Consider the following 19,296-nt stretch of genomic DNA (forward strand, 5'->3'; position numbering starts at 1 on the left):
CATGAGCTTCGCCGACCGCCTGCATCGCCTGGTCCCGGATCTTTCGGCGTCCCTGGCGCGCTTTCCCGTTCCAGCTCTCCTTTCCGTCCTCCTCTGCGTCTATGCCAATCTCGACGTCGCCACGCTCGTGAGCAACGGGACGGTATCGGACAATCAGGTCTATCTGGGCGGGGCCGCGGCTTTCATGGCGGCGGGGGCGGCGCATTATTTCGCGCAAGGGCGCGGGCTGTCGCGCCTCACCGAATTGCTCCTGGCGCTCGTCGTGGCGATAGTCGCCGGCGCCTTGGCTTTCTGGGACGTCTATCTGAGATCGTCCCATCTCTTCCTGTTCGCCGGGCTCCTGCCGCTTCTGATGATCGCCGGCTTCCTGAGAAGCGATGCGAAGCAGGGCGCGCTCTGGCTGTTCAATCTGCGCTTAGGCCTCGCCGTCGTGCTGGCGGTGATCGTCGGGCTTATCTTCGCGGGCGGCATCTCGGCCATCCTGGCGAGCCTCGAATTCCTGTTCAATGTCGATCTGCCCTGGCGCGCCCATGAACATGTCTGGGCGACCGCCGCGAGCCTGATCGCGCCGCTCTATGGCCTCTCCCTCATGCCGGTGCGGCTCGATGAAGAGGTGGCGCTCAGCGGCGGGCGCGACACGCTCATCGAGCGCGGCGTCTCGGTCCTCGTCAACTACATCATGGTGCCGATCGCCGTCGTCTATACGCTGATCCTGCACGCCTATGCGGTGAAGATCCTGCTCGACGGCGCGCTGCCCAAAGGCCAGATCGGCCTGATGGTGTCGATCTTCGCGGTCGGTGGCACCGCGACCTGGCTGATCGCCTGGCCCTGGCGCGAAACCGGCACCGTGCTCCTGCGCCTCTTCATGCGCTACTGGTTCTGGTTCACCATCGTGCCGGTGATCCTGCTGGTGATCGCCATCTGGGAACGCATTTCGACCTATGGCGTGACGCCCGACCGCTACGGTATCGCCCTCATCGCGGTATGGCTCGCTCTGGTGACGCTCTATCTGGCGATAAGGCGCAACCGCGCCGACATGCGGGCATTGCTCGGCAGCTTCGCCATCCTGGTGCTGATCGGGTCGGCGGGTCCCTGGGGCGCCAACAATCTCTCGATCGAAAGCCAGTTCGGCCGCCTCGTCGGTTATTTCCAATCGGAGAAGCTCCTGACGCCCGAGAACAAGATCGTCGATCAGCCGCCGACGATCAGCCCCGACGGCAAGCGCGAGATCGAAACCATCCTGTGGACCTTGAGCAGCATGGGCGGCCTCGACAAGCTCAAACCCTATTTCGCCGGCCGCAAGGACGATCCCTTCGCCGATCAAATGGACAGATGGGGCGCGCTCGGCAATATCCGCAAGATCCTCGGCCTCGACATTTACACGCCGGCCACCGATCAGGTGAGCTTCGGCGCCGGCGCGCCGTTCATCCGCGACATCAGCGGGCAGGGCCGTCTCGTCGGCCCGATCCAGGTCACCATGAATGCGGCCGACAGGCCGGATCAGGTATGGGCCAAGACCAATGGTCAGACGCTCGAGATCATGGTCGGCGCGCAGACATGGTCGCTCCCGGTAAAGCCCCTGATGGAGAAGGTCAAAGCCGAGACCACGTCGCAGCCGCAACTCGCGCAGCAGAAGCCCGTCATCTACGAAGCGGAGCCCGGCCTGACGCTCGTCATCATCAACGCGTCAGGCGAGATCGGCGACAAGCCGGGTTATGTCAATCTGGGTTTCTGGCTCATTCTCAAATGAGCCGTTTCCTTCCCGGCCTCCGGGCGGTTCTGTGGCGTTTCCCGGTACCAGCGCTTATCGCTATCCTGGGAACGATCTATGCCAATCTCTTTCCAGTTCCGCCCGGTCGGCACGGTTGGGCAATGTGGGGAAACGACATAATCCTCCCGTGCCTGGCCGGAATGCTTGCGGCGTGTTCAGCGCATTATTTTGCGCGCAGCAGGCTATTCACCGGCCTCGCCGATATCCTGTTTGCGATTATCGCCGGCTTCGTGGCCGCCATGCTGGTCTTTCAGGCGAAGAGCTTTGCAACCGTACCCTTGTTGCTGATACTCGGGCTGGCCGCCTTCTTACCCATCAGCGGATCTCTGCGTGCTGGCATCTCGCAAGGCGCGACATGGCGTTTCGCGCTTGATCTCACGCAGGCAGCTCTGTTCGCGATCATAGTAGGGCAGATCTTCCGTTTCGCTCTCGCTCCCCTCGGAGAGGTGGAGTTTCTTCGCAGTGTGGATCTCCTGCTCGAATACCGCACAATCGTGGCCAGCCTGTTTCTCGTATCGCCGCTGGCGTTCCTGGCATTCCTGCCGGACGGTCCCAAGGCCGACGGAGCAGGTATCCAATCCGAACCGGGGCGGGTGGAACGCGCGCTGCTTCTATGCCTCAACTACCTCCTGATACCGGTCGTTCTGCTCTATGCAGTCGTGCTGCATTCCTATGCATTCGGCGGCTTGTTTGGCTACGGATTGCCGGATGGTATCATTACGTGGCTGACAATGCTCTTCGTCCTGCTGGGATCGATGAGTTGGGTCCTCGCATGGCCTTGGCGCAACGACGGTTCTGTGCTTCTCCGCCTCTTTCTGCGCAACTGGGGCTGGCTCACAATAATACCACTCATGCTGTTCACCTGGGCCGCATGGGAGCGTGTTGCCGCGCTTGGACTGACGCCCGAACGCTACGGAGTTTTTCTCGTCGCGGTGTGGTTGGCAAGCGCCGCGGTTTACTGGTTGGTGCGGCGCGAAGAAGCCGATATACGCCTGTTGCTTGGTGGCTTGGCCGTTTTGCTGATAATCGGATCATTCGGCCCTTGGGGTGCGAAGGAAACATCGGCAGCAAGTCAGGCGACACGTCTCATCGGCCTGCTCAAGGCCGAGCAGGCACTCACGCCCGAGGGAAAGCTTCTTCACACACAGCCTGTATGGAACGCCGCTAAAAACAACAGAATTGGCGCGGCGCTCTCGGATTTGAGCCAATTGAACGGACTTGCGCGGATCAGACCGCTTTTCGCGGGCCGCAGGGATGATCCCTTTGTGCCGAACAGCACGGAAGGAAATCTCCTTCGGGATATTCGGGCGCGCTTGAAGATCGAGTTTTATGTGCGCGAACACGACGATGTGAGGTTCAATGGTGACCTGCCTTTAACGCAGGACGTCGGTACGCAAAGCCGTCTGATCGGACCCGTCAAATTAAGCATGTTTCCCGGCGTGATGCCGAGGGGAGGCGCCTATGCCGAAAGTGACGGTCACACGTTGTTTGTGACCGTGGGACAACGGAAGTGGGATATCCTACTTCAACCACTCATGGAGAAGCTCAAAGCCGCTACCGCGCCTGACCGGATACAGGCCTATGTCCATGAAGTCGATCCAAACATGTCTCTTGTCGTCAGCGAGGCTTCCGGCACCCTTGGTGAGAAGCAGCGCGACTTCCGTATGACCTTCTGGCTCATTCTGCGGCAATAGCGGGCTTGAGGCCGAGCCACTGATCGAAGTCGCGTAGCGCCCGCGCCGTGTAAGCGTGCTTGCGGGCGACCTGCTTGTCCTTGCCGCGCGGCTTCTTGCCGTCCGGGCCTTTCGGAATATCGACCGGCGGAAAGAGGCCGAAATTGACATTCATCGGCTGGAACGAGCCGGTATTGTTGTCAGTGGTTTCGATATGGCCGCCGGTGATGTGATTGATGAGCGCGCCATGGCCCGTGGTGGCGGGCGGCGGGGTGAAGTCACGTCCCAAACGCTCGGCCGCCGCCATGCGTCCCGCCATCAGGCCCATCGCGGCGCTTTCCACATAACCCTCGACGCCGGTGATCTGGCCGGCGAACCGCAAACGCGGCGCGGCACGCAGGCGCAGGCGCTCATCGAGCACCTTGGGGCTGTTGAGGAAGGTGTTTCGGTGGAGCCCGCCGAGCCGCGCAAAGTCGGCATTTTCGAGACCGGGAATGGTCTTGAAGACGCGAACCTGCTCGCCATGCTTGAGCTTGGTCTGGAAGCCGACCATGTTGTAGAGCGTGCCGAGCTTGTTGTCCTGGCGCAGCTGAACGACGGCATAAGGCTTCGTGTCGGGCTGATGCGCATTGGTGAGGCCGCGCGGCTTCATCGGGCCATGGCGCAAAGTCTCAGGTCCACGCTCCGCCATCACCTCAATCGGCAGGCAGCCGTCGAAATAGGGCGTCGACTTCTCCCATTCCTTGAAGTCGGCTTTGTCGCCGATGATCAGCGCGCTGATGAATCCTTCATACTGCTCACGCGTCATCGGGCAGTTGATATAGTCCTTGCCGGTGCCGCCCGGACCTTGCTTGTCGTAGCGCGACTGATACCAGGCGATATCCATGTCGATCGTATCGCGGTGGACGATCGGCGCAATGGCGTCGAAGAAGGCGAGGCCCTGTTCGCCGGTGAGCGCCTGGACCGCTTCAGCCAGCGCCGGTGAGGTGAGGGGGCCCGTCGCCACGATCACATTATCCCAGTCTTCAGGCGGCAGGCCCTGAATCTCGCCGCGCGCCAGGGTAATGAGGGGATGCGCCTCCAGGGCTTCGGTCACGCCTTCCGAGAAGCCGTCGCGGTCGACGGCGAGCGCGCCACCCGCCGGCACCTTGTGATGGTCGCCCATGCGCATGATCAGCGAGCCGGCGCGGCGCATCTCTTCATGGAGGAGGCCCACGGCATTGCTTTGCGCATCGTCGGAGCGGAAGGAGTTGGAGCAGACGAGTTCGGCGAGGCCGTGCGTCTTATGGGCGTCGGTCATGCGCTCGGGGCGCATTTCATGGAGGACGACCGGCACGCCGGCCTCCGCCGCCTGCCACGCCGCTTCGCTGCCGGCGAGCCCGCCGCCGATGATATGAATGGGTTTGAGTGTCATGGCCGGGGACCTATCATGCCGGACCGCGGAATACCAACTTGGAGTCTAGCATGTTTCGCCACACCGGTCAGCTTGGCGTTTACGTGCACGTCGGGAGCCGCTATGACGAATCGGGTTTCTGGGAGGAACGATGTTCAAGAAAATCCTGATCGCCAACCGGGGCGAAATTGCCTGCCGGGTCATCAAGACGGCACGCCGTATGGGCATCAAGACCGTCGCTGTCTATTCCGAAGCTGACGCTGCGTCTCTTCATGTGGAGATGGCGGACGAGGCGGTGGCCATCGGCGCCGCACCCGCCGCCCAATCCTATCTTGTCATCGAGAAGATCATCGAGGCCTGCAAGAAGACCGGCGCTGAGGCCGTCCATCCGGGTTACGGCTTCCTGTCGGAGCGCTCGGCCTTCCCGCGGGCGCTCGCCGAGGCCGGCATCACCTTCATCGGTCCAAACCCCGGCGCGATCGACGCGATGGGCGACAAGATCGAATCCAAGAAGGCAGCGGCCGCCGCCAAGGTGTCGACGGTGCCGGGCCATCTCGGCATCATCGAGGACGAGGCGGAAGCGGTAAAGATCGCCCAGAAGATCGGCTATCCGGTGATGATCAAGGCCTCGGCCGGCGGTGGCGGCAAGGGCATGCGCATCGCCCATTCGGACGCCGAAGTGCTGGACGGCTTCGCCCGCGCCCGCTCGGAGGCGAAGTCCTCCTTCGGCGACGATCGCGTCTTCATCGAGAAGTTCATCGTCAATCCGCGCCATGTCGAGATCCAGGTGCTGGGCGACAAGCACGGCAATGTCATCTATCTGGGCGAGCGCGAATGCTCGATCCAGCGCCGCAACCAGAAGGTTATCGAGGAGGCGCCGTCGCCCTTGCTCGACGAGAAGACGCGCAAGGCGATGGGCGAGCAGGCGGTGGCGCTCGCCAAGGCGGTGAATTACGATTCCGCCGGCACCGTCGAATTCGTCGCCGGCCAGGACCGCTCCTTCTTTTTCCTCGAGATGAATACGCGTTTGCAGGTCGAGCATCCGGTGACCGAGCTCATCACCGGTATCGACCTCGTCGAGCAGATGATCCGGGTCGCCGCCGGTGAGAAGCTGGCGCTGGCGCAGAAGGACGTGAAGCTGAAAGGCTGGGCGGTCGAAAGCCGTGTCTACGCGGAAGATCCCTATCGCAATTTCCTGCCCTCGACCGGACGCCTCATCAAATATCGTCCGCCCAAGGAGAGTTCCGCGGACGGCATCACGGTGCGCAACGACACCGGCGTCTTCGAGGGCGGCGAGATCTCGATCTATTACGATCCGATGATCGCCAAGCTCTGCACGCACGCGGCCGACCGTGCCACGGCGATTGCCGCCATGGGCACCGCGCTCGATGAATTCTATGTTGACGGCATCCAGCACAATATCCCGTTCCTCTCCGCGATCATGGAGAACGAGCGCTGGAAATCAGGCGAGCTCTCGACCGGCTTCATCGCCGAGGAGTTTCAGGGCGGCTTCACCGGCAACGAGCTGACGCAGGAGCTGAAAGCGCGCCTCTCCGCCGTGGCGGTGATGGCCGACCATGTCGAGAACCGGCGCAAGCGCCTCATCGGCGGCCAGATGAACGGCCGCAAGGTGAAATACGATCAGGATCGCGTAGTGCGGCTCGGCGCCAATGACTGGCTGCCGGTTTCGATCGTGAGCGAGGACGAGCGTGTGCTCACCCTCGACAACGGCAAGCCGTGTTTCGTCAAGAGCGCCTGGGCGCCGGGGCAGGAAGTGTGGCGCGGCGAGATCGACGGCAAGCCGGTTTCGGTGCTGCTGCGCAAGATCCTCAACGGCTACCGCCTGTCGCATCGGGGCGTAAGCGTCGATGCCCATGTGTTCTCCGGCCGCGAGGCTGAGCTTGCGCGCCTGATGCCGGAGAAGAAGGCGGCCGACACCTCGAAGAAGCTGCTCTGTCCGATGCCGGGTCTCGTCGTCTCGATCGCGGTCGTGGACGGCCAGGAGATCAAGGCGGGCGAGCCGCTCGCCATCGTCGAGGCGATGAAGATGGAGAACATCCTGCGCGCCGAGCGCGATGCCGTCGTCAAGAAGGTCCATGTCAAGAAAGGCGACAGCCTGGCGGTCGATGCCGTCATCATGGAATTCGCATGAGCAAGATCCTGCATGCCGCCATAACGGGGCGCGTGCAGGGCGTCGGCTACCGCGCCTGGACCCTGAGAAGGGCGCAGGAGCTCGGTCTCCAGGGCTGGGTGCGCAACCGCCGCGACGGGTCGGTCGAAGCGGTGTTCAAGGGCGACGAGGACAAGGTGGTCCAGATGCTCGGAGACTGCTGGCGGGGACCGAGGAGTGCTGTGGTGTCGGAGGTCGTCGCGACTGCCGTCCCGGATGAGCACTGGCCCGATTTCTCGGTGCGCCCGACCGCATAGGCCCTCGCTGATACAGGCCGGATACAGGGATTTGCAGGGAATAACAGGGAAATTTCGGAAAAACGCGGGCGCATCTGAACAATCTCAGTAAGTTAGCAATCCGCGCGGGCCTGGAGCAGGGAATTTCGAGCGATATTTCCCGGATGGATCGCTTGGTTTTTTGACAGTGGACTCGCACGGCTTTGCGCGGGATTGCAAGCGCCGCTACCCGAAGATCGGACGGTAGGCGGCTTCGAGCGCGACATCCGCATCTTCCATGGTCACCGGCAGTCCCAGATCGACCAGACTCGTCACGCCGTGCTCGGCGACGCCGCAAGGCACGATGCCGGAGAAGTGCGAGAGATCCGGCTCGACATTGAGGCTGATGCCGTGAAAGGTCACGCTCTGGCGCACGCGGATGCCGATGGCGGCGATCTTCTCCTCGATATCGGGGCCTTTGTCGGGCCGCCTGACCCAGACGCCGACCCGGTCCTCGCGCCGCTCGCCCGTCACATTGAAGGCGGCGAGGGTGTCGATGAGCCAGGCCTCGAGCCCGGCCACGAAGGCGCGCACATCCTGGCCGCGCTTGCGCAGATCCAGCATCACATAAGCGACCCGCTGGCCGGGACCGTGATAGGTATATTGGCCGCCACGCCCGGTCTTGTGGACGGGAAAGCGGCCGGGGGCGACCAGGTCCTCGTCCTTGGCGCTGGTGCCGGCGGTATAAAGGGGCGGGTGCTCGAGGAGCCAGATCAGCTCGGGAGAATCGCCCCGGGCGATGGCCAGCGTCTCGCGCTCCATGCGGGTAAGGGCGTCGGCGTAAGGGGTGAGGCCGGAAGTGACCTCCCAGCGGGCGGAAGGCACTGATTTCAATGAAAAAGCGATACTGGCACGGGGCTTCATGGCTTCTAGATAGTCTTTGTGAGGGGCAGCGAAAAGGATTGTTCGCGGGGGTTGATTTCGCCAAACCCGCCTGTTACACACCGCGCGCTTCCAATGGTTCGCGGCCATGGCGGAATTGGTAGACGCACTAGCTTGAGGTGCTAGCGAGTAACATCGTGGAGGTTCGAGTCCTCTTGGCCGCACCAATTTAGATAATAATTTCAATCGATTGTATTTCAGTACTCAAGGGATTTGAGAGCGCCCCCAGGGGCGCTTTTCTATTTGTCGCAGGCGATCCCGTCACCGTCGCGATCGAGCTTGTAGATGTCCTCGCCAACCACTCTTACGGGTCCGCTCACATAGGCCGGCCCGTTGCCGCCGCCGCCGGCGCAATCGACGTCCGAGGCGATCGGCACGCATTTACCGGCATAGTTGGGATCGCAGGAGGCATCCTGGCTCTCGTCCTGCGACGGCGAACTGTCCTGAGCCCAGGCGACACCGGCCAGGCAGAGAAAGACAAACGCGGCGAGGGCGCGGCAGAGCATGAGTGAGCAAGGCGTAGCTCTCGCCATGACGCAGAGTCAATGAGGGGCAATTTGCGCGCGCCGGTAAATGCGGCATGCTGGCGGACGGGGGGCTGTCGCAAGGAGCCAGCGCCATGTTGCGCATCGACCATGCCGATCACCCGCGCGAGGAATGGCGCCCCGGTGTCGAAACCCGCATGCTCATCTCGGCGCTGACTGGGGCCACGGAGCTTTGCATCTTCGAGCAGTGGGTGGCGCCCGGCGCCGGTACGCCGGTCCATGCGCATCCGGTCGAGGAGGTGCTGACCGTCCTTTCAGGCGAGGCAGAAATGTGGCTCGATGATCAGAGCGCCATTGTGACGGCCGGACAGTCGCTCATCGTCCCGGCGCTGCGCAGGCATAGCTTCCGCAACAGCGGCACCGGCACGCTGCATATTCACGCGGTTCTGGCATCACCGGTCTTCGAGGCGCAGGCGGAGGGCAAGGAAGAACCGGTGAGGCGGTGGATGCCGGGTGACGACGGGCGCTGAAGAAACATGGCGCCCACTGCACGGCATATTGGTCCAAAAGGGGCTTGACCTTGCCAAGCTGGAAGCTTGCAGAAAGGGCGAAGCGGACCAGCCGCAAGATCGATAAGGAGAGATTCCATGTGCGAAGCACATCGTCACGCCGATGCCCCGAAGGCGGCCAGCCATAAGGCCGACCTCGCCTTCCATGTCCAGGAAATGACCTGCGGCCACTGCGCCGGCGTGATCACTTCCGCCCTCACCAAGACCTTCCCGGGCGTTTCCGTGCATGCCGACACGGCGAGCCGCATCGTTTATGTTGACGGCGCGAAAGACGCCAAGGCCGTTGGCGGCATCATCGCCGAAGCGGGCTATGCCTCGACCGTCGTCTCCTGAGACAACGGCTCGTTGAACTTGAGAGGCCGAGGCGGCGACGCTTCGGCCTCTTTTCATTTTCAACTACATGTTTTCGGGCGTGAAGAAGCTGTCGGCATGGATGTCGCCCGGTGCGACGCCTTGCGCGGCGAGTACGGTCTGCACGGCATCGACCATGGCCGGCGGTCCGGCGACATAGGCTTTCGCGCCTGCAAGCGATAACTGATCGGCGGCGATCGCCTCGGAAACGAGGCCGCTTCGGCAATTCGCCACGGCCTCCTGCGAGAGGGCCGCGTGATAGGCAACTTGCCCGTGCCGCGCCGCCAGCCCGCGAAAATGCTCGACCAGATAAAGGTCGCGTTCGGCCCTGGCGCCGAAATAGACCGTGATCGGAGCATCTCTCCCGGCCGCGAGTGCGGTTTCGACGATGGATTTGATCGGCGCCAGGCCGCTGCCGCCCGCCACCGCGATCATCGGTCCCTCATGCGCGTCGCGGAAGAACGCCGAGCCGAAGGCGCCTTCGACGCTGACGCGGTCGCCGGCCTTGAGCGTCGACATGATGAGCGAGCTGGTGCGGCCGCCCGGCACGGCGCGGACATGAAGCTCGATCAGCTCCTCATCGGGCCGGCTCGCCATCGAATAGGGGCGCGCCGGGGCGCCATCGACGGTGAGCTTGAGATATTGACCCGCGGTGAAGCGGAAGCGTGCCCGGTCATCGAGCTTGAGCGTGAGGCGGCGGATGTCGTGGGTCATCTGCGCGATCGCCATGACCTCGGCCCCTTGCGGCGGGCTTGCGGCATCGAGGGGCGCCTCGCTGAGCCAGCTGGCGCTCACGTCGCTTTCAGGAATGGCGCGGCAGGCGAGGATGAGGCCTTGCGCCTTCTCGTCATCGGTGAGCGCGAAACGTGTATGCGGTTTCAGCGTCACCTGGCCCGCATGGAGCTTCGACTTGCAGGCGGCGCAGCGGCCGGCTGTGCAGCTATGGGGATAGGGGATTCCGGCCGCCAGCGCCGCCTCCAGGATCGTCTGTCCTTCGGCCATGGTCAGGCGCCGTTCGATCTGAGGGAGCGTCAATTGCGGCATATGCTTCTCCTTATTGGAGAGCGCTCTCTAAAGGTTGCCGCGCTTGGAAGGTCAACAGGCGATCATGCCGCCTGCGAGCGCCGGTCGCGCCAGATATCCCACAGGCTTTCGAGCATGCCGGCGCTCGAGATCAATATGATGCCGACCACCTCGCGCCAGCCGAAGGGATCTCCGGACCAGATGGCGGCCGTCGTGGCGCCGACGCTGATCTCGGTCATGAACAGCAGCCCGACCAGGCCGGGATTGAGCTTGGGCGTGCCCCACATCGAGGCGTAGACGCCGGTCATCACCACGATGATGACGGTCGGCACCAGCCAGGGCAGTTGCGCCAGATAGGTGGCAAGCGGCGGCGAGCCGGCGAGGCCCGGCCCGAGGACGAGCAGCAGCCCGGCCGCGACGAGGGCCGACCAGACAAAATTCTGCACCAGAAGATCCAAGGCATGATTCTTCCGATCGAGGCGCAACAGGATCGAGGCGACCGACCAGAGGAAACCGGAGATGAGCGCGATCCAGTCGCCGGGCTGCTCCGGCAAGGGAATGCCGGTATCGGCGCGGAAGATGACGAGCATGCCGAGAATGGCGATCGCCATGGCGAGCCAACGCAAGGCGGTGATCGGCTCGCCGAGAAAGAAACGGGCGAGGAGGGTGCTCCACAGCGGCGTCAGATAGAACAGCAGCGTGGCACGGACGACATCCGTATAGAGGATGGAGACCGAATAGAGGACGAGGCTGAGCGCCGCGACGAAGCCCAAAAGCTGCAGCCGCCAGCCGCCGTCGACCGCCATGCGCCAACGCAACAGGAGCAAGGGCAGGCCGAGCACGAAGGGTACGGCGTAGAAGAAGAAGGTCGCCCACAGGCCGTCGATGCCGGCCTCGCCCAGGCTGCGGACGGGAATCCAGAACAGGCCCCAGACGAGGCCCGAATAAGCGCAGGCCAGCTTGGCAAGTGTCTCGGTCTTCATGCTCTGATGGCGCTTGCCCCTGTCCGGATCTTTTGAAACTGTGCCATGGGATAGAGGGGCAACGCAAACCGGGCAGGAACATGGACACCATTCGCGTCACGCGGGCCAGGCTGGAGGACGAGGCCGACTGGATCAGGCTGTGGGGCGACTGGCAGCGACATATGAAGGGGACCGTTCCCGCCGAGGTCAGCGAGCGCAGCTGGCGGCTGGCGCTCGATCCCGACAGCCGACTCATCATCCTGCTCGCCCGGAGCAGCGACGGCGAGGCCTTGGGCTTCGCCACGGTGAGCTTCGCGCCCTTCGCCTGGACCGGATCGGATGTCGCCTTCCTTCAGGACCTGTTCGTGAACGAGACTGCGCGCGGACAGGGAGCGGGCGAGGTTTTGCTGAAGGCGCTCTATGCCGAGGCCGATGAGCGTGGCGCCGCGCAGGTCTATTGGATGGTCGACGAGACGGACGCGAAGCTGCAGCGCTTCTATGAGCGCAACGCCATCCGCACGCCATACCTGCGTTTCATGCGGAAGCCATGGCCGTGGTGATCGTGCAATGCGCGATGAGCGTGTCGTCGGACAAGGGCGAGAGAACCACACTCTCATTCCCGGTCAGGATCACGGTCTCGCCAGGCCCCAGCAAATGTCCGCCGACGGAAAATTCGCCGTCGATGCAGTGGATGAGATGGGTGGCGCCGATCGCCATCAGCGGCAGCGGCGCCGAAAGCTTCTGGCAGTTGAGCGATCCCTTGCCGCGGGCACGGGCGACCATCAGGTTGAAATCGCGCACCGGGCCGTCGGTGAGATGGCCGGAGACCGTCCAGTCGCCGGAGAAGGCGACGGGGCGATAGGGCACCGCCAGATCGAGCGGGCCGCTCTCTTCAGTCTCGAGCCGCATGCCCTTGCCTTCGAGCAGCATGATATGGCGATCATAGCCGGCGAATTTCGAGAACGGGCCATCGGAGGCCACATCGGCGATGCTGACGCGCCAGGTAAACCCTGAGCCGCCGAAGCCGCCCTCGGGCGGGTCGACCGCGATCTCGGTCGTGATGCCGCCGCCATTCTTCCAGGGCATAACCTTGTAGTCGTCGCGGCGCAGGATCTTCATGATGTTCCTTCCATCAATGCAAGGCGTAGCCGATGGGTTCGGCATGGGCGATCACGCGCCGGATCTCAGGTCTGACATGCTGCAGCGCCAGCTCGATGCGGTCGATGACCTCATGCACCGTCTCCACCGCCTCTTCGGGGACGAAGCGGCAGTGATAATGCACGAAGACGCCTTCGCTGTTGCGCCTCACCCGGACATTGTGGATGTCGCTGACCCGCGTCTCTGTCACCGCGAGACGGCGCAGCAGCTCCTCGATCTCTTTCTGGGTCTCAGGCGGCAGGTCCTCGCCGGGCAGGACCTTCTCGGGCAGTGGTTCGATATGGCTTTCGACCTCGACATCCTGGCCGAGCTCGCCGCGGATCGCGACTTCGAGCGCCGTCGCTTTCTCATGCGCGTCGAGCAGCGACATGCGGCCGTCGACTTCGAGATCGAAGCTGACCGCGGTGCGGATGCCGACGCGCTGGATGGTCAGATGATGAATGGCGAGGTTCATCCGGTGGGCGATGAGCCGTATCCGCACCGAGATCGATTCATCGTCGAGCGCCACGGGATCGGTGGTGACGGTCACATCGGCATTGGGATAGCTGGCGCGGATATTCTGGCTGAGCTGCTCGCGGAGCGCGATCATGTCGTCGACCGGCATGGTGCGGGGCACCGTGACGACGACGCCGGTGAAGAGGGTGGCGCCGGCCGGGCGGACACGCAGGCGCTCGAGCGCCAGGACGCCCGGCGTCGCCTCAACGATCTTGCGGATCTCACTCGTGGCGGTGCCGGGTGCCGCATCGAGCAGCGTGTCGAGGGTGCGCTTGCCGAGGCGCAGCGCGATCACCGCCATGACGCCGGCGACGAGGAGGGCGGCAATCGAGTCGGCGGCCGGGAAGCCGAACCAGACGGCGCCCAGGCCGACGAGCACCGCCATCGAGCTCCACATGTCGGAGGTGAAGTTGAGCGCATCGGCGGCGAGCGCTTCGCTCGACGTCGCCTTGGCGACGCGGTTCAGGGCGCGGGCGCGGAAGAAGTCGACGATGATCGAGACGACGATGATCGCCGCCGCCCACCAGGTGAGCAGGATCTCAGTGTTGCCGGAGATGAGACGGTGGATCGCTTCATAGGCGATCCAGGCCGTGGTGCCGAGAAGCAGAGCGGTCTCGGCCAGGGCCGCGATGCTCTCGACTTTGGCATGGCCGTAATGATGCAGCTCGTCGGGCGGCTTGTCGCTGACCCGCACGGCGAAGAAGGTGATCACCGTCGCGCAGAAATCGGTGAAGCTGTGCACCGCCTCCGACAGGATGCCGAGCGATCCGGTGAGCAGCCCCGCCACCAGCTTGGCGATGGCGAGACCGGCGCTCGCTGCCATGGAGATGAGCGCGACGGATTGTTTTTCGGACTGGGCCATATCAGCTTCCTAATCCCGGGGCGGCGAAAGGTGAACCCGGTTTATTCACTGCTCGCGCAACAAGTCTTGACCCGGCCGGCGCCGTTCCGTAGTAACGCCACACGGTTCCGCCCAACCATGGCGGATTAAAAGGGAACACGGTGCGGACTACCCATCAGGGGCCAAGACCGTGGCTGCCCTCGCAACTGTAAGCGGCAAGCGCTTTGCGATCACCACTGGCCCGAAAAGGCTGGGAAGGAGCGAAGCGCGCCAGAGCCGTGAGTCAGGAGACCTGCCGTAGCAATCAACCAATCGCCGGACGAGGTGCGCCGGCAGGGGCAGGGCATGTTACTCCACACATTGTCGGGCAATGTCGCCTGACGCCATCCTTTATCTGGTGAGCCAGGCCTATGTGAGCGCCAAGCGTCTGCGCGCGCTCAAGGCCGGGCTGATCCAGGCGACCACCTTGCCGGCGCGCGTCGCGCGTATGGAAGGCGCCGAGGCGGGGCCGATGTCGGCGCTCGATGAATTGGTGCGCAATGGTGCCCGCGCTATTCTCATACAGCCCGTCGGACTGCCGTTTTCCGACAGTCTCGGCGCCTGGCTCGACGGCGCCTTCGGGCATTGGCTGACGAAGAACCCGACAATCGAGCTGACGCTGGCGCCCGACCAGGTCGGCGCCGACGAGGTCATGGCCGCCGTCGCCAAGGCGACACTCGCCAATGCCGGTAAAGCGCGCCGCATCACGCCCGAGGAGGCCGGGCTCGACAATCCCGGCTGGCAGGACCCGCCGCCCTTCCGGCATCACCTGCTGGTCTGCACCGGACCGCGCTGCAGCTTCCGCGAGGCGGGCTCGGTCAAGGACGCGCTTGTCGACGCGTTGCGGCGGGAACGCATCTATGACGACTGCCTCATCGCGCTGACCGGCTGTCTCTATCCCTGCAATCAAGGCCCCCTGGTCGCCGTCTATCCGGCCGGCCACTGGTACCGGCTCGCGACAACGCAAGACGTCACCCGTTTCGCTGCCGCGCTCGCTCGCGGCACTTCCGTTCCCGAACTCATCATCCACGAGGTAAGACATCATGAGATTGTTTAGCCTGTTCGTTGCGGGCCTCCTGGCGCTCGCCGCTCCCTCAGCTCTGGCGCAGGAACGTGCCATCGAAAGCTGCGCCGCGACATCGAAGTTCAAGGCGGCGCCGAGCCGCGTCATCACCCTCAACCAGCAGGCGACGGAGATCATGCTGGCGCTCGGCCTTGAGCGCCATCTGATCGGCACCGCCTATCTCGATGACTCGATCCCCGAGCGCTGGCTCGCCACCTACAAGACGGTGCCGGTGATCGCCAAGCAATATCCGGCCCGCGAAGTGGTGATGGCCGAAAGCCCTGATTTCCTCTTCGCCGGCTTCGCCTCGGCTTTCGGCGAGAAGCGGCTCGGAGCGGAAGCCGAATGGAACGCGCTCGGCATCGGCACTTATGTGGTCAATGCCGAATGCCGCAACCTGCATCCCGACGATGTGAAGATCACGACGGCTCCGCTCTATATCGATATCGAGCGCATCGGCGCGTTGTTCGGCGCCGAGGACAAGGCCAAGGCGCTGGCCGACGACATCAAGGCCAGGCTCGCCGCGGTCGCCGGCAAAAATCCCGGCGCCGGCCGTACCGCCTTCCTGTTCGACTCCGGCACCGAGACGGCGTTTTCGGCGGGCTGCTGCGGCACGCCGGCGCTGCTGCTCGATGCCGTGGGGCTGAAGAATATTGGCGCCGACGTGAAGGGCCGCTGGGCCGATCTCGCCTGGGAGAAAGTCGTCACCGCCAATCCGCAGGTGATCGTGCTGATCGAGGCGGAATGGTCGACAGCTGCAGAGAAGATCAAGCATCTCAAGAACGATCCGGTGCTCTCGCAGCTGGACGCGGTCAAGGCCGAACGTTTCATCGTGCTCCCGTTCTCGCAGACCTTGCTGGGCGTGCGTTTCGTCGAAGGCGTGGAAAAGCTCGGCGCCGATCTTGCGGCGCTGAAATAGGGTGACCGTCGCCTCATTCAGAAGCCCCGGTTTGTTCGCGCTCGTCGTCATGGCGCTGCTCCTCGCCGGATTGGCCGGGGTCTTCTGGGGCACCGCCGATCTCACCTGGGACGACCGTTTCAAGGCGCTGTTCAGGTTGCCCGACGCAAAGCCCGCCTTGCAGCTCATCGTGTGGGAGTGGCGCCTGCCGCGTGTCCTCATGGTGGCGCTGGTCGGCGCCGCGCTGACGCTGGCCGGCCTCCTGATGCAGGCGCTGCTGCGCAATCCGCTCGCCGATCCCTATCTGCTCGGCCTGTCCTCGGGCGCCTCGGCGGCAGCTGCGGCGGCGATCATCTGGCTGCCTGGCGTCTTCGTCTCGGTGATCGGCCTGCCGGTGCTGGCCTTCGGCGGCGCCATGCTGGCCTTCCTCGTCGCGCTCGGCCTGTCCTTCTCGCCGGGCCGCAATCTCGACCGCCTCATGCTCATTCTGTCGGGGACAGCGGTGTCGTTGTTTTTCCAATCGATCACCGCCTTCTTTCTCCATATCGCCGAGCCGCATGTGACCCAGCAGGCGCTGCAATGGCTGATGGGCTCGGCGGCGGGGACCAAATGGCCGGACCTCCTGCCGCTCGCCGTGACCTTGCCGCTTCTGGCCATTGTCGCCTTTCTGTGCGCGCCGATGCTCGATGCGGTGCTGCTCGGCGATGAGCGTGCGACCGCGCTCGGCGTGCCGGTCGGCCTGCTGCGCATCGGCTTCTTCTCGGCCGCCGCCTTGCTCACCGGGCTCGCGGTCGCCGCCGCCGGCATCGTCAGCTTCGTCGGGCTGATCGTGCCGCATCTGGCGCGGCTCCTGATCGGGGCGACGCATCGCTGGCTGATCCCGCTGGCGCTGCTCATCGGCGCCATCGTGCTGGTGCTGGTCGATCTCCTCTGCCGCACCGTGCTGGCGCCACAGGAACTGCCGCTCGGCGTACTCCTGGCGCTCTTCGCGGCACCGCCCTTCATCATCATTCTCAGGAGGATGCGCCGTGGCGTCTGAGCCCATCCTGCGGGTTTCCGGAATCTCACTGCGCAAGGGCAGGGCGATCCTGCTCGAGGATATCTCCTTCACGCTCGAGCGTGGCCGCTTCTACGGGCTGCTCGGGCCTAATGGCGCCGGCAAATCGAGCCTGCTCAAGATCCTCTACCGCGCCGAGACGGCAAATGCCGGCAAGGTCGAGCTCGACGGGCGGCCGGTCCATGCTTGGGGCCGGCGCGTCTATGCGGCGAAAGTGGGCGCCCTGGTGCAGGAGAAGGTGTCGCTTTCGGGCATGAGCCTCCTCGAAGTTGTGGAGCTCGGTCTTCTGCCGCTGGCGCTGCCCAGCCGCGAAGTGCGCGAGCGCGCCAACGATGCGCTGCGAATGATCGATCTCGCCCATCGCGCCGGGGAGGATGCGGCGCATCTTTCGGGCGGCGAGCAGCAGCGCCTGTTCTTCGCGCAATTGCTGGCGCTCGATCCCGATATCTATCTCCTCGACGAGCCGAACAATCATCTTGACCTGCATTTCCAGTACAAGCTGCTCGACATCGTCAAACGGCGGCAGCGCACCGTGCTCGCTTCCTTCCACGATATCGGACTGGCGGTCCGTTATTGCGATGAGGTGATGCTGCTCGACGGCGGCCGGCTGGTCGGGCAGGGCGAGATGGCGAGGGTGCTCGACCGGCGGAGTCTCGCCAAAACCTACCGGGTCGCGGGAACATTCGAGGCGGGGCGGCTGGAGATTTCCGGGCCTATCTGACCACCTTCAAGCCATGAGGGCGGCGCATGCATGATCTGTCCGGAATTTCCTTGCGAATCCGGGCGCGCCGGGCTTGTGTCGGGACCTTATTCGAGTTCCCCCTTTATGGCTTCCGAAGCCTCCCCTGCCATCTGGACCGCCGCGCCGCCGAGACGAGGGGCCTTCGCCTTCGCGTCTCTTTTTGCGATGGAGTCCTTTGCCCGGGCGCTCGTCGCCACCGTGGTTTCGGTCCAGGCGCATGATCTCTTGCTGAGCAGCCAGAAGGTCAGCGTACTGTTCACCTGCGTGAGCATCGCCGTCCTCGTCTCGACGCTGAGCCTGCCCATCCTGTTCCGCCATGTGCCGCGCCGTTGGATCTATACGATCGGTATCATTGGCCTCATCGTCGCCTCGCTCGCTTTCGCATTGCACACGCTGCCGGGCCAGGTCGGCGGCATGTATCTGCGCAATATCGGCACCGCGACGCTCAACATCTCGCTGTCGCTCTATATCCTCGATCATATCCGCAAGGCCGATCTCGTCCGCTCCGAGCCGATGCGGCTCACCTTTTCGGCGGCGTCCTGGACCATTGGCCCGTTTCTCGGCGTGTGGCTCTATGAGACCTATGGCGCCTGGGCGCCGCAGGCCTTGAGCATCGCCAGCAGCATCCTGGTGCTCACCTTCTTCTGGTATCTGAGGCTCAACGCGCATCCGGTCATCCGCGCCGCCACTTCAGGCCCGCAGAACCCGCTCGCCAATGTCGGCCGCTTCGTCAGCCAGCCGCGCCTCAGGCTCGCCTGGTTCATCGCGTTCGGCCGCTCCTGCTTCTGGTCGACCTTCTTCATCTACGGCGCGCTTCTGATGATCGAGGGTGGCCTCGGCAAGGAGGCGAGCGGAATATTGATCTCGCTCAGCCAGCTCGTGCTCGGCACCGCTTATCTCTTCGGCAAGATCTCCGAGCGCACCGGCGTGCGCAAGGTGATCTCGCTCTCTTTCGCCGTCGCGGCGGTCGCGGCCATTGCCGCCGGATATGCCGGGACTGAGGCGCCCATCCTCGCCGGCGCCTTTCTGCTCGTCGGCGCCATCGCCAATTCGGCGCTCGATGGCGTTGGCGGCATTCCATACTTGCGCTCGGTGCGCGCCCATGAGCGCCCGCAGATGACCGGCGTCTATCGAAGTTACGTCGATCTCTCCGATCTCCTGCCGTCCTTCATCTTTTCCTTCGTGCTGCTCTATTTTCCGCTCGGCACCGTGTTCTACATACTGGGCGCCCTCATGGCGGTCGTCGGCTTCGTCGCCTGGCGTTATCTGCCGCGCACCATGTGATAGGGTGAACAACCGGTTAAGCGTGTCTGAACTTCTGCTTAACATTCTCGTGAGATAAGGGCGGTCTCAGGAGTGTGTGTCATGTTGCGTATGCGTCACGCCCGCGCCAGGGTCCCGGCGATCTTCTATCTCTATCTGGTGGCCGTCCTCGCCATGGCCCTCGTG

Annotated in this window: 19 protein-coding genes, 1 tRNA gene and 1 riboswitch; of the genes, 13 read left to right on the plus strand and 7 right to left on the minus strand. The window is 63.9% G+C overall.

What is annotated here, in order from left to right; translation table 11 throughout:
* The first annotated feature begins 1 nt into the window (after position 1).
* Entirely contained in the window at positions 2-1,750 is a 1,749-nt protein-coding gene (locus tag JHL16_RS10030; RefSeq protein WP_200184687.1) for a DUF4153 domain-containing protein, read from the plus strand.
* Positions 1,747-3,465 carry a DUF4153 domain-containing protein gene (locus tag JHL16_RS10035; protein WP_200184688.1) on the plus strand — a complete coding sequence of 573 codons (1,719 nt, stop codon included), beginning with the start codon at positions 1,747-1,749 and terminating at the stop codon, positions 3,463-3,465. The genes JHL16_RS10030 and JHL16_RS10035 overlap by 4 nt, the downstream gene beginning before the upstream one ends.
* Here the strand turns inward: JHL16_RS10035 and trmFO are convergent.
* Positions 3,449-4,858: a methylenetetrahydrofolate--tRNA-(uracil(54)-C(5))-methyltransferase (FADH(2)-oxidizing) TrmFO gene (gene trmFO, locus JHL16_RS10040; protein WP_200184689.1), complete on the minus strand. Its 1,410-nt coding sequence runs from the start codon at positions 4,856-4,858 to the stop codon at positions 3,449-3,451. The genes JHL16_RS10035 and trmFO overlap by 17 nt on opposite strands.
* 130 nt (positions 4,859-4,988) lie before the next feature.
* Between trmFO and JHL16_RS10045 the strand changes: the two genes are divergently transcribed.
* Together JHL16_RS10045 and JHL16_RS10050 are read left to right on the plus strand one after the other, a co-directional pair.
* Positions 4,989-6,989: an acetyl-CoA carboxylase biotin carboxylase subunit gene (locus tag JHL16_RS10045; protein ID WP_200184690.1), complete on the plus strand. Its 2,001-nt coding sequence runs from the start codon at positions 4,989-4,991 to the stop codon at positions 6,987-6,989.
* Positions 6,986-7,264, plus strand: a complete 279-nt coding sequence (locus JHL16_RS10050; protein WP_200184691.1) for an acylphosphatase — start codon at positions 6,986-6,988, stop codon at positions 7,262-7,264. Before JHL16_RS10045 ends, JHL16_RS10050 begins: the two co-directional genes overlap by 4 nt.
* A 204-nt stretch (positions 7,265-7,468) precedes the next feature.
* Here the strand turns inward: JHL16_RS10050 and lipB are convergent, their stop codons facing one another.
* A complete protein-coding gene (gene lipB / locus JHL16_RS10055) occupies positions 7,469-8,146 on the minus strand; it encodes a lipoyl(octanoyl) transferase LipB (RefSeq protein WP_200184692.1) in 678 nt (225 codons plus the stop codon).
* A 100-nt stretch (positions 8,147-8,246) separates the two neighbouring features.
* Here lipB and JHL16_RS10060 point away from each other — a divergent pair.
* Positions 8,247-8,331, plus strand: a tRNA-Leu gene (locus JHL16_RS10060).
* A 72-nt stretch (positions 8,332-8,403) separates the two neighbouring features.
* Here the strand turns inward: JHL16_RS10060 and JHL16_RS10065 are convergent.
* Positions 8,404-8,670 carry a hypothetical protein gene (locus JHL16_RS10065; RefSeq protein ID WP_200184693.1) on the minus strand — a complete coding sequence of 89 codons (267 nt, stop codon included), beginning with the start codon at positions 8,668-8,670 and terminating at the stop codon, positions 8,404-8,406.
* 113 nt (positions 8,671-8,783) lie between these two features.
* On the opposite strand from JHL16_RS10065, the gene JHL16_RS10070 reads away from it, so the two are divergent.
* Both JHL16_RS10070 and JHL16_RS10075 read left to right on the plus strand, forming a co-directional pair.
* A complete protein-coding gene (locus tag JHL16_RS10070) occupies positions 8,784-9,179 on the plus strand; it encodes a cupin domain-containing protein (RefSeq protein ID WP_200184694.1) in 396 nt (131 codons plus the stop codon).
* Between the two features lie 117 nt (positions 9,180-9,296).
* Complete coding sequence (locus JHL16_RS10075) at positions 9,297-9,551, plus strand: heavy-metal-associated domain-containing protein (RefSeq protein WP_137854845.1); 255 nt, start codon at positions 9,297-9,299, stop codon at positions 9,549-9,551.
* Positions 9,552-9,614: 63 nt separating this feature from the next.
* Here the strand turns inward: JHL16_RS10075 and JHL16_RS10080 are convergent, their stop codons facing one another.
* Positions 9,615-10,613 carry a 2Fe-2S iron-sulfur cluster-binding protein gene (locus tag JHL16_RS10080; RefSeq protein WP_200184695.1) on the minus strand — a complete coding sequence of 333 codons (999 nt, stop codon included), beginning with the start codon at positions 10,611-10,613 and terminating at the stop codon, positions 9,615-9,617.
* Between the two features lie 62 nt (positions 10,614-10,675).
* Complete coding sequence (locus JHL16_RS10085; protein ID WP_200184696.1) at positions 10,676-11,575, minus strand: DMT family transporter; 900 nt, start codon at positions 11,573-11,575, stop codon at positions 10,676-10,678.
* A gap of 80 nt (positions 11,576-11,655) precedes the next feature.
* On the opposite strand from JHL16_RS10085, the gene JHL16_RS10090 reads away from it, so the two are divergent.
* Positions 11,656-12,114 carry a GNAT family N-acetyltransferase gene (locus JHL16_RS10090; RefSeq protein WP_200184697.1) on the plus strand — a complete coding sequence of 153 codons (459 nt, stop codon included), beginning with the start codon at positions 11,656-11,658 and terminating at the stop codon, positions 12,112-12,114.
* Here JHL16_RS10090 and JHL16_RS10095 read toward each other — a convergent pair.
* Positions 12,089-12,673, minus strand: a complete 585-nt coding sequence (locus JHL16_RS10095) for a HutD/Ves family protein (RefSeq protein WP_200184698.1) — start codon at positions 12,671-12,673, stop codon at positions 12,089-12,091. The two genes, JHL16_RS10090 and JHL16_RS10095, sit on opposite strands and share 26 nt — an antisense overlap.
* A gap of 13 nt (positions 12,674-12,686) precedes the next feature.
* Positions 12,687-14,069, minus strand: a complete 1,383-nt coding sequence (locus tag JHL16_RS10100) for a cation diffusion facilitator family transporter (protein WP_200184699.1) — start codon at positions 14,067-14,069, stop codon at positions 12,687-12,689.
* A gap of 84 nt (positions 14,070-14,153) precedes the next feature.
* A riboswitch (cobalamin riboswitch) is annotated at positions 14,154-14,362 on the plus strand.
* A 56-nt stretch (positions 14,363-14,418) separates the two neighbouring features.
* Here JHL16_RS10100 and JHL16_RS10105 point away from each other — a divergent pair.
* From JHL16_RS10105 to JHL16_RS10125, 5 genes are all read left to right on the plus strand, one after another.
* Positions 14,419-15,144 (plus strand): (2Fe-2S) ferredoxin domain-containing protein, encoded by a 726-nt coding sequence (locus tag JHL16_RS10105; RefSeq protein ID WP_200184700.1) that lies wholly within the window; start codon positions 14,419-14,421, stop codon positions 15,142-15,144.
* Positions 15,131-16,069: an ABC transporter substrate-binding protein gene (locus JHL16_RS10110; RefSeq protein ID WP_200184701.1), complete on the plus strand. Its 939-nt coding sequence runs from the start codon at positions 15,131-15,133 to the stop codon at positions 16,067-16,069. The genes JHL16_RS10105 and JHL16_RS10110 overlap by 14 nt, the downstream gene beginning before the upstream one ends.
* A gap of 31 nt (positions 16,070-16,100) precedes the next feature.
* The gene (locus tag JHL16_RS10115) at positions 16,101-17,087 is read left to right on the plus strand and encodes a FecCD family ABC transporter permease (protein WP_200184702.1); all 987 of its coding nucleotides are present in this window, start codon (positions 16,101-16,103) and stop codon (positions 17,085-17,087) included.
* Positions 17,077-17,826, plus strand: coding sequence for an ATP-binding cassette domain-containing protein (locus JHL16_RS10120; RefSeq protein ID WP_200184703.1), 750 nt, complete (start codon positions 17,077-17,079; stop codon positions 17,824-17,826). The genes JHL16_RS10115 and JHL16_RS10120 overlap by 11 nt, the downstream gene beginning before the upstream one ends.
* Positions 17,827-17,931: 105 nt before the next feature.
* A complete protein-coding gene (locus JHL16_RS10125; protein ID WP_200184704.1) occupies positions 17,932-19,131 on the plus strand; it encodes an MFS transporter in 1,200 nt (399 codons plus the stop codon).
* The last annotated feature ends 165 nt before the right edge of the window (positions 19,132-19,296 follow it).

It is taken from the genome of Taklimakanibacter albus (assembly GCF_016595235.1).
Lineage (GTDB): Bacteria > Pseudomonadota > Alphaproteobacteria > Rhizobiales > Aestuariivirgaceae > Taklimakanibacter > Taklimakanibacter albus.

Excerpts from the sequence above, each read along its gene's own strand:
- JHL16_RS10035 (WP_200184688.1), top strand. The coding sequence starts at position 1,747 with ATGAGCCGTTTCCTTCCCGGCCTCCGGGCGGTTCTGTGGCGTTTCCCG.
- JHL16_RS10045 (WP_200184690.1), top strand. The coding sequence starts at position 4,989 with ATGTTCAAGAAAATCCTGATCGCCAACCGGGGCGAAATTGCCTGCCGG.
- JHL16_RS10085 (WP_200184696.1), bottom strand. The coding sequence starts at position 11,575 with ATGAAGACCGAGACACTTGCCAAGCTGGCCTGCGCTTATTCGGGCCTC.
- lipB (WP_200184692.1), bottom strand. The coding sequence starts at position 8,146 with ATGAAGCCCCGTGCCAGTATCGCTTTTTCATTGAAATCAGTGCCTTCC.
- JHL16_RS10110 (WP_200184701.1), top strand. The coding sequence starts at position 15,131 with ATGAGATTGTTTAGCCTGTTCGTTGCGGGCCTCCTGGCGCTCGCCGCT.
- JHL16_RS10080 (WP_200184695.1), bottom strand. The coding sequence starts at position 10,613 with ATGCCGCAATTGACGCTCCCTCAGATCGAACGGCGCCTGACCATGGCC.
- JHL16_RS10030 (WP_200184687.1), top strand. The coding sequence starts at position 2 with ATGAGCTTCGCCGACCGCCTGCATCGCCTGGTCCCGGATCTTTCGGCG.
- JHL16_RS10070 (WP_200184694.1), top strand. The coding sequence starts at position 8,784 with ATGTTGCGCATCGACCATGCCGATCACCCGCGCGAGGAATGGCGCCCC.
- JHL16_RS10090 (WP_200184697.1), top strand. The coding sequence starts at position 11,656 with ATGGACACCATTCGCGTCACGCGGGCCAGGCTGGAGGACGAGGCCGAC.
- JHL16_RS10075 (WP_137854845.1), top strand. The coding sequence starts at position 9,297 with ATGTGCGAAGCACATCGTCACGCCGATGCCCCGAAGGCGGCCAGCCAT.
- JHL16_RS10095 (WP_200184698.1), bottom strand. The coding sequence starts at position 12,673 with ATGAAGATCCTGCGCCGCGACGACTACAAGGTTATGCCCTGGAAGAAT.
- JHL16_RS10050 (WP_200184691.1), top strand. The coding sequence starts at position 6,986 with ATGAGCAAGATCCTGCATGCCGCCATAACGGGGCGCGTGCAGGGCGTC.
- JHL16_RS10125 (WP_200184704.1), top strand. The coding sequence starts at position 17,932 with ATGGCTTCCGAAGCCTCCCCTGCCATCTGGACCGCCGCGCCGCCGAGA.
- JHL16_RS10100 (WP_200184699.1), bottom strand. The coding sequence starts at position 14,069 with ATGGCCCAGTCCGAAAAACAATCCGTCGCGCTCATCTCCATGGCAGCG.
- trmFO (WP_200184689.1), bottom strand. The coding sequence starts at position 4,858 with ATGACACTCAAACCCATTCATATCATCGGCGGCGGGCTCGCCGGCAGC.
- JHL16_RS10065 (WP_200184693.1), bottom strand. The coding sequence starts at position 8,670 with ATGCTCTGCCGCGCCCTCGCCGCGTTTGTCTTTCTCTGCCTGGCCGGT.
- JHL16_RS10105 (WP_200184700.1), top strand. The coding sequence starts at position 14,419 with ATGTCGCCTGACGCCATCCTTTATCTGGTGAGCCAGGCCTATGTGAGC.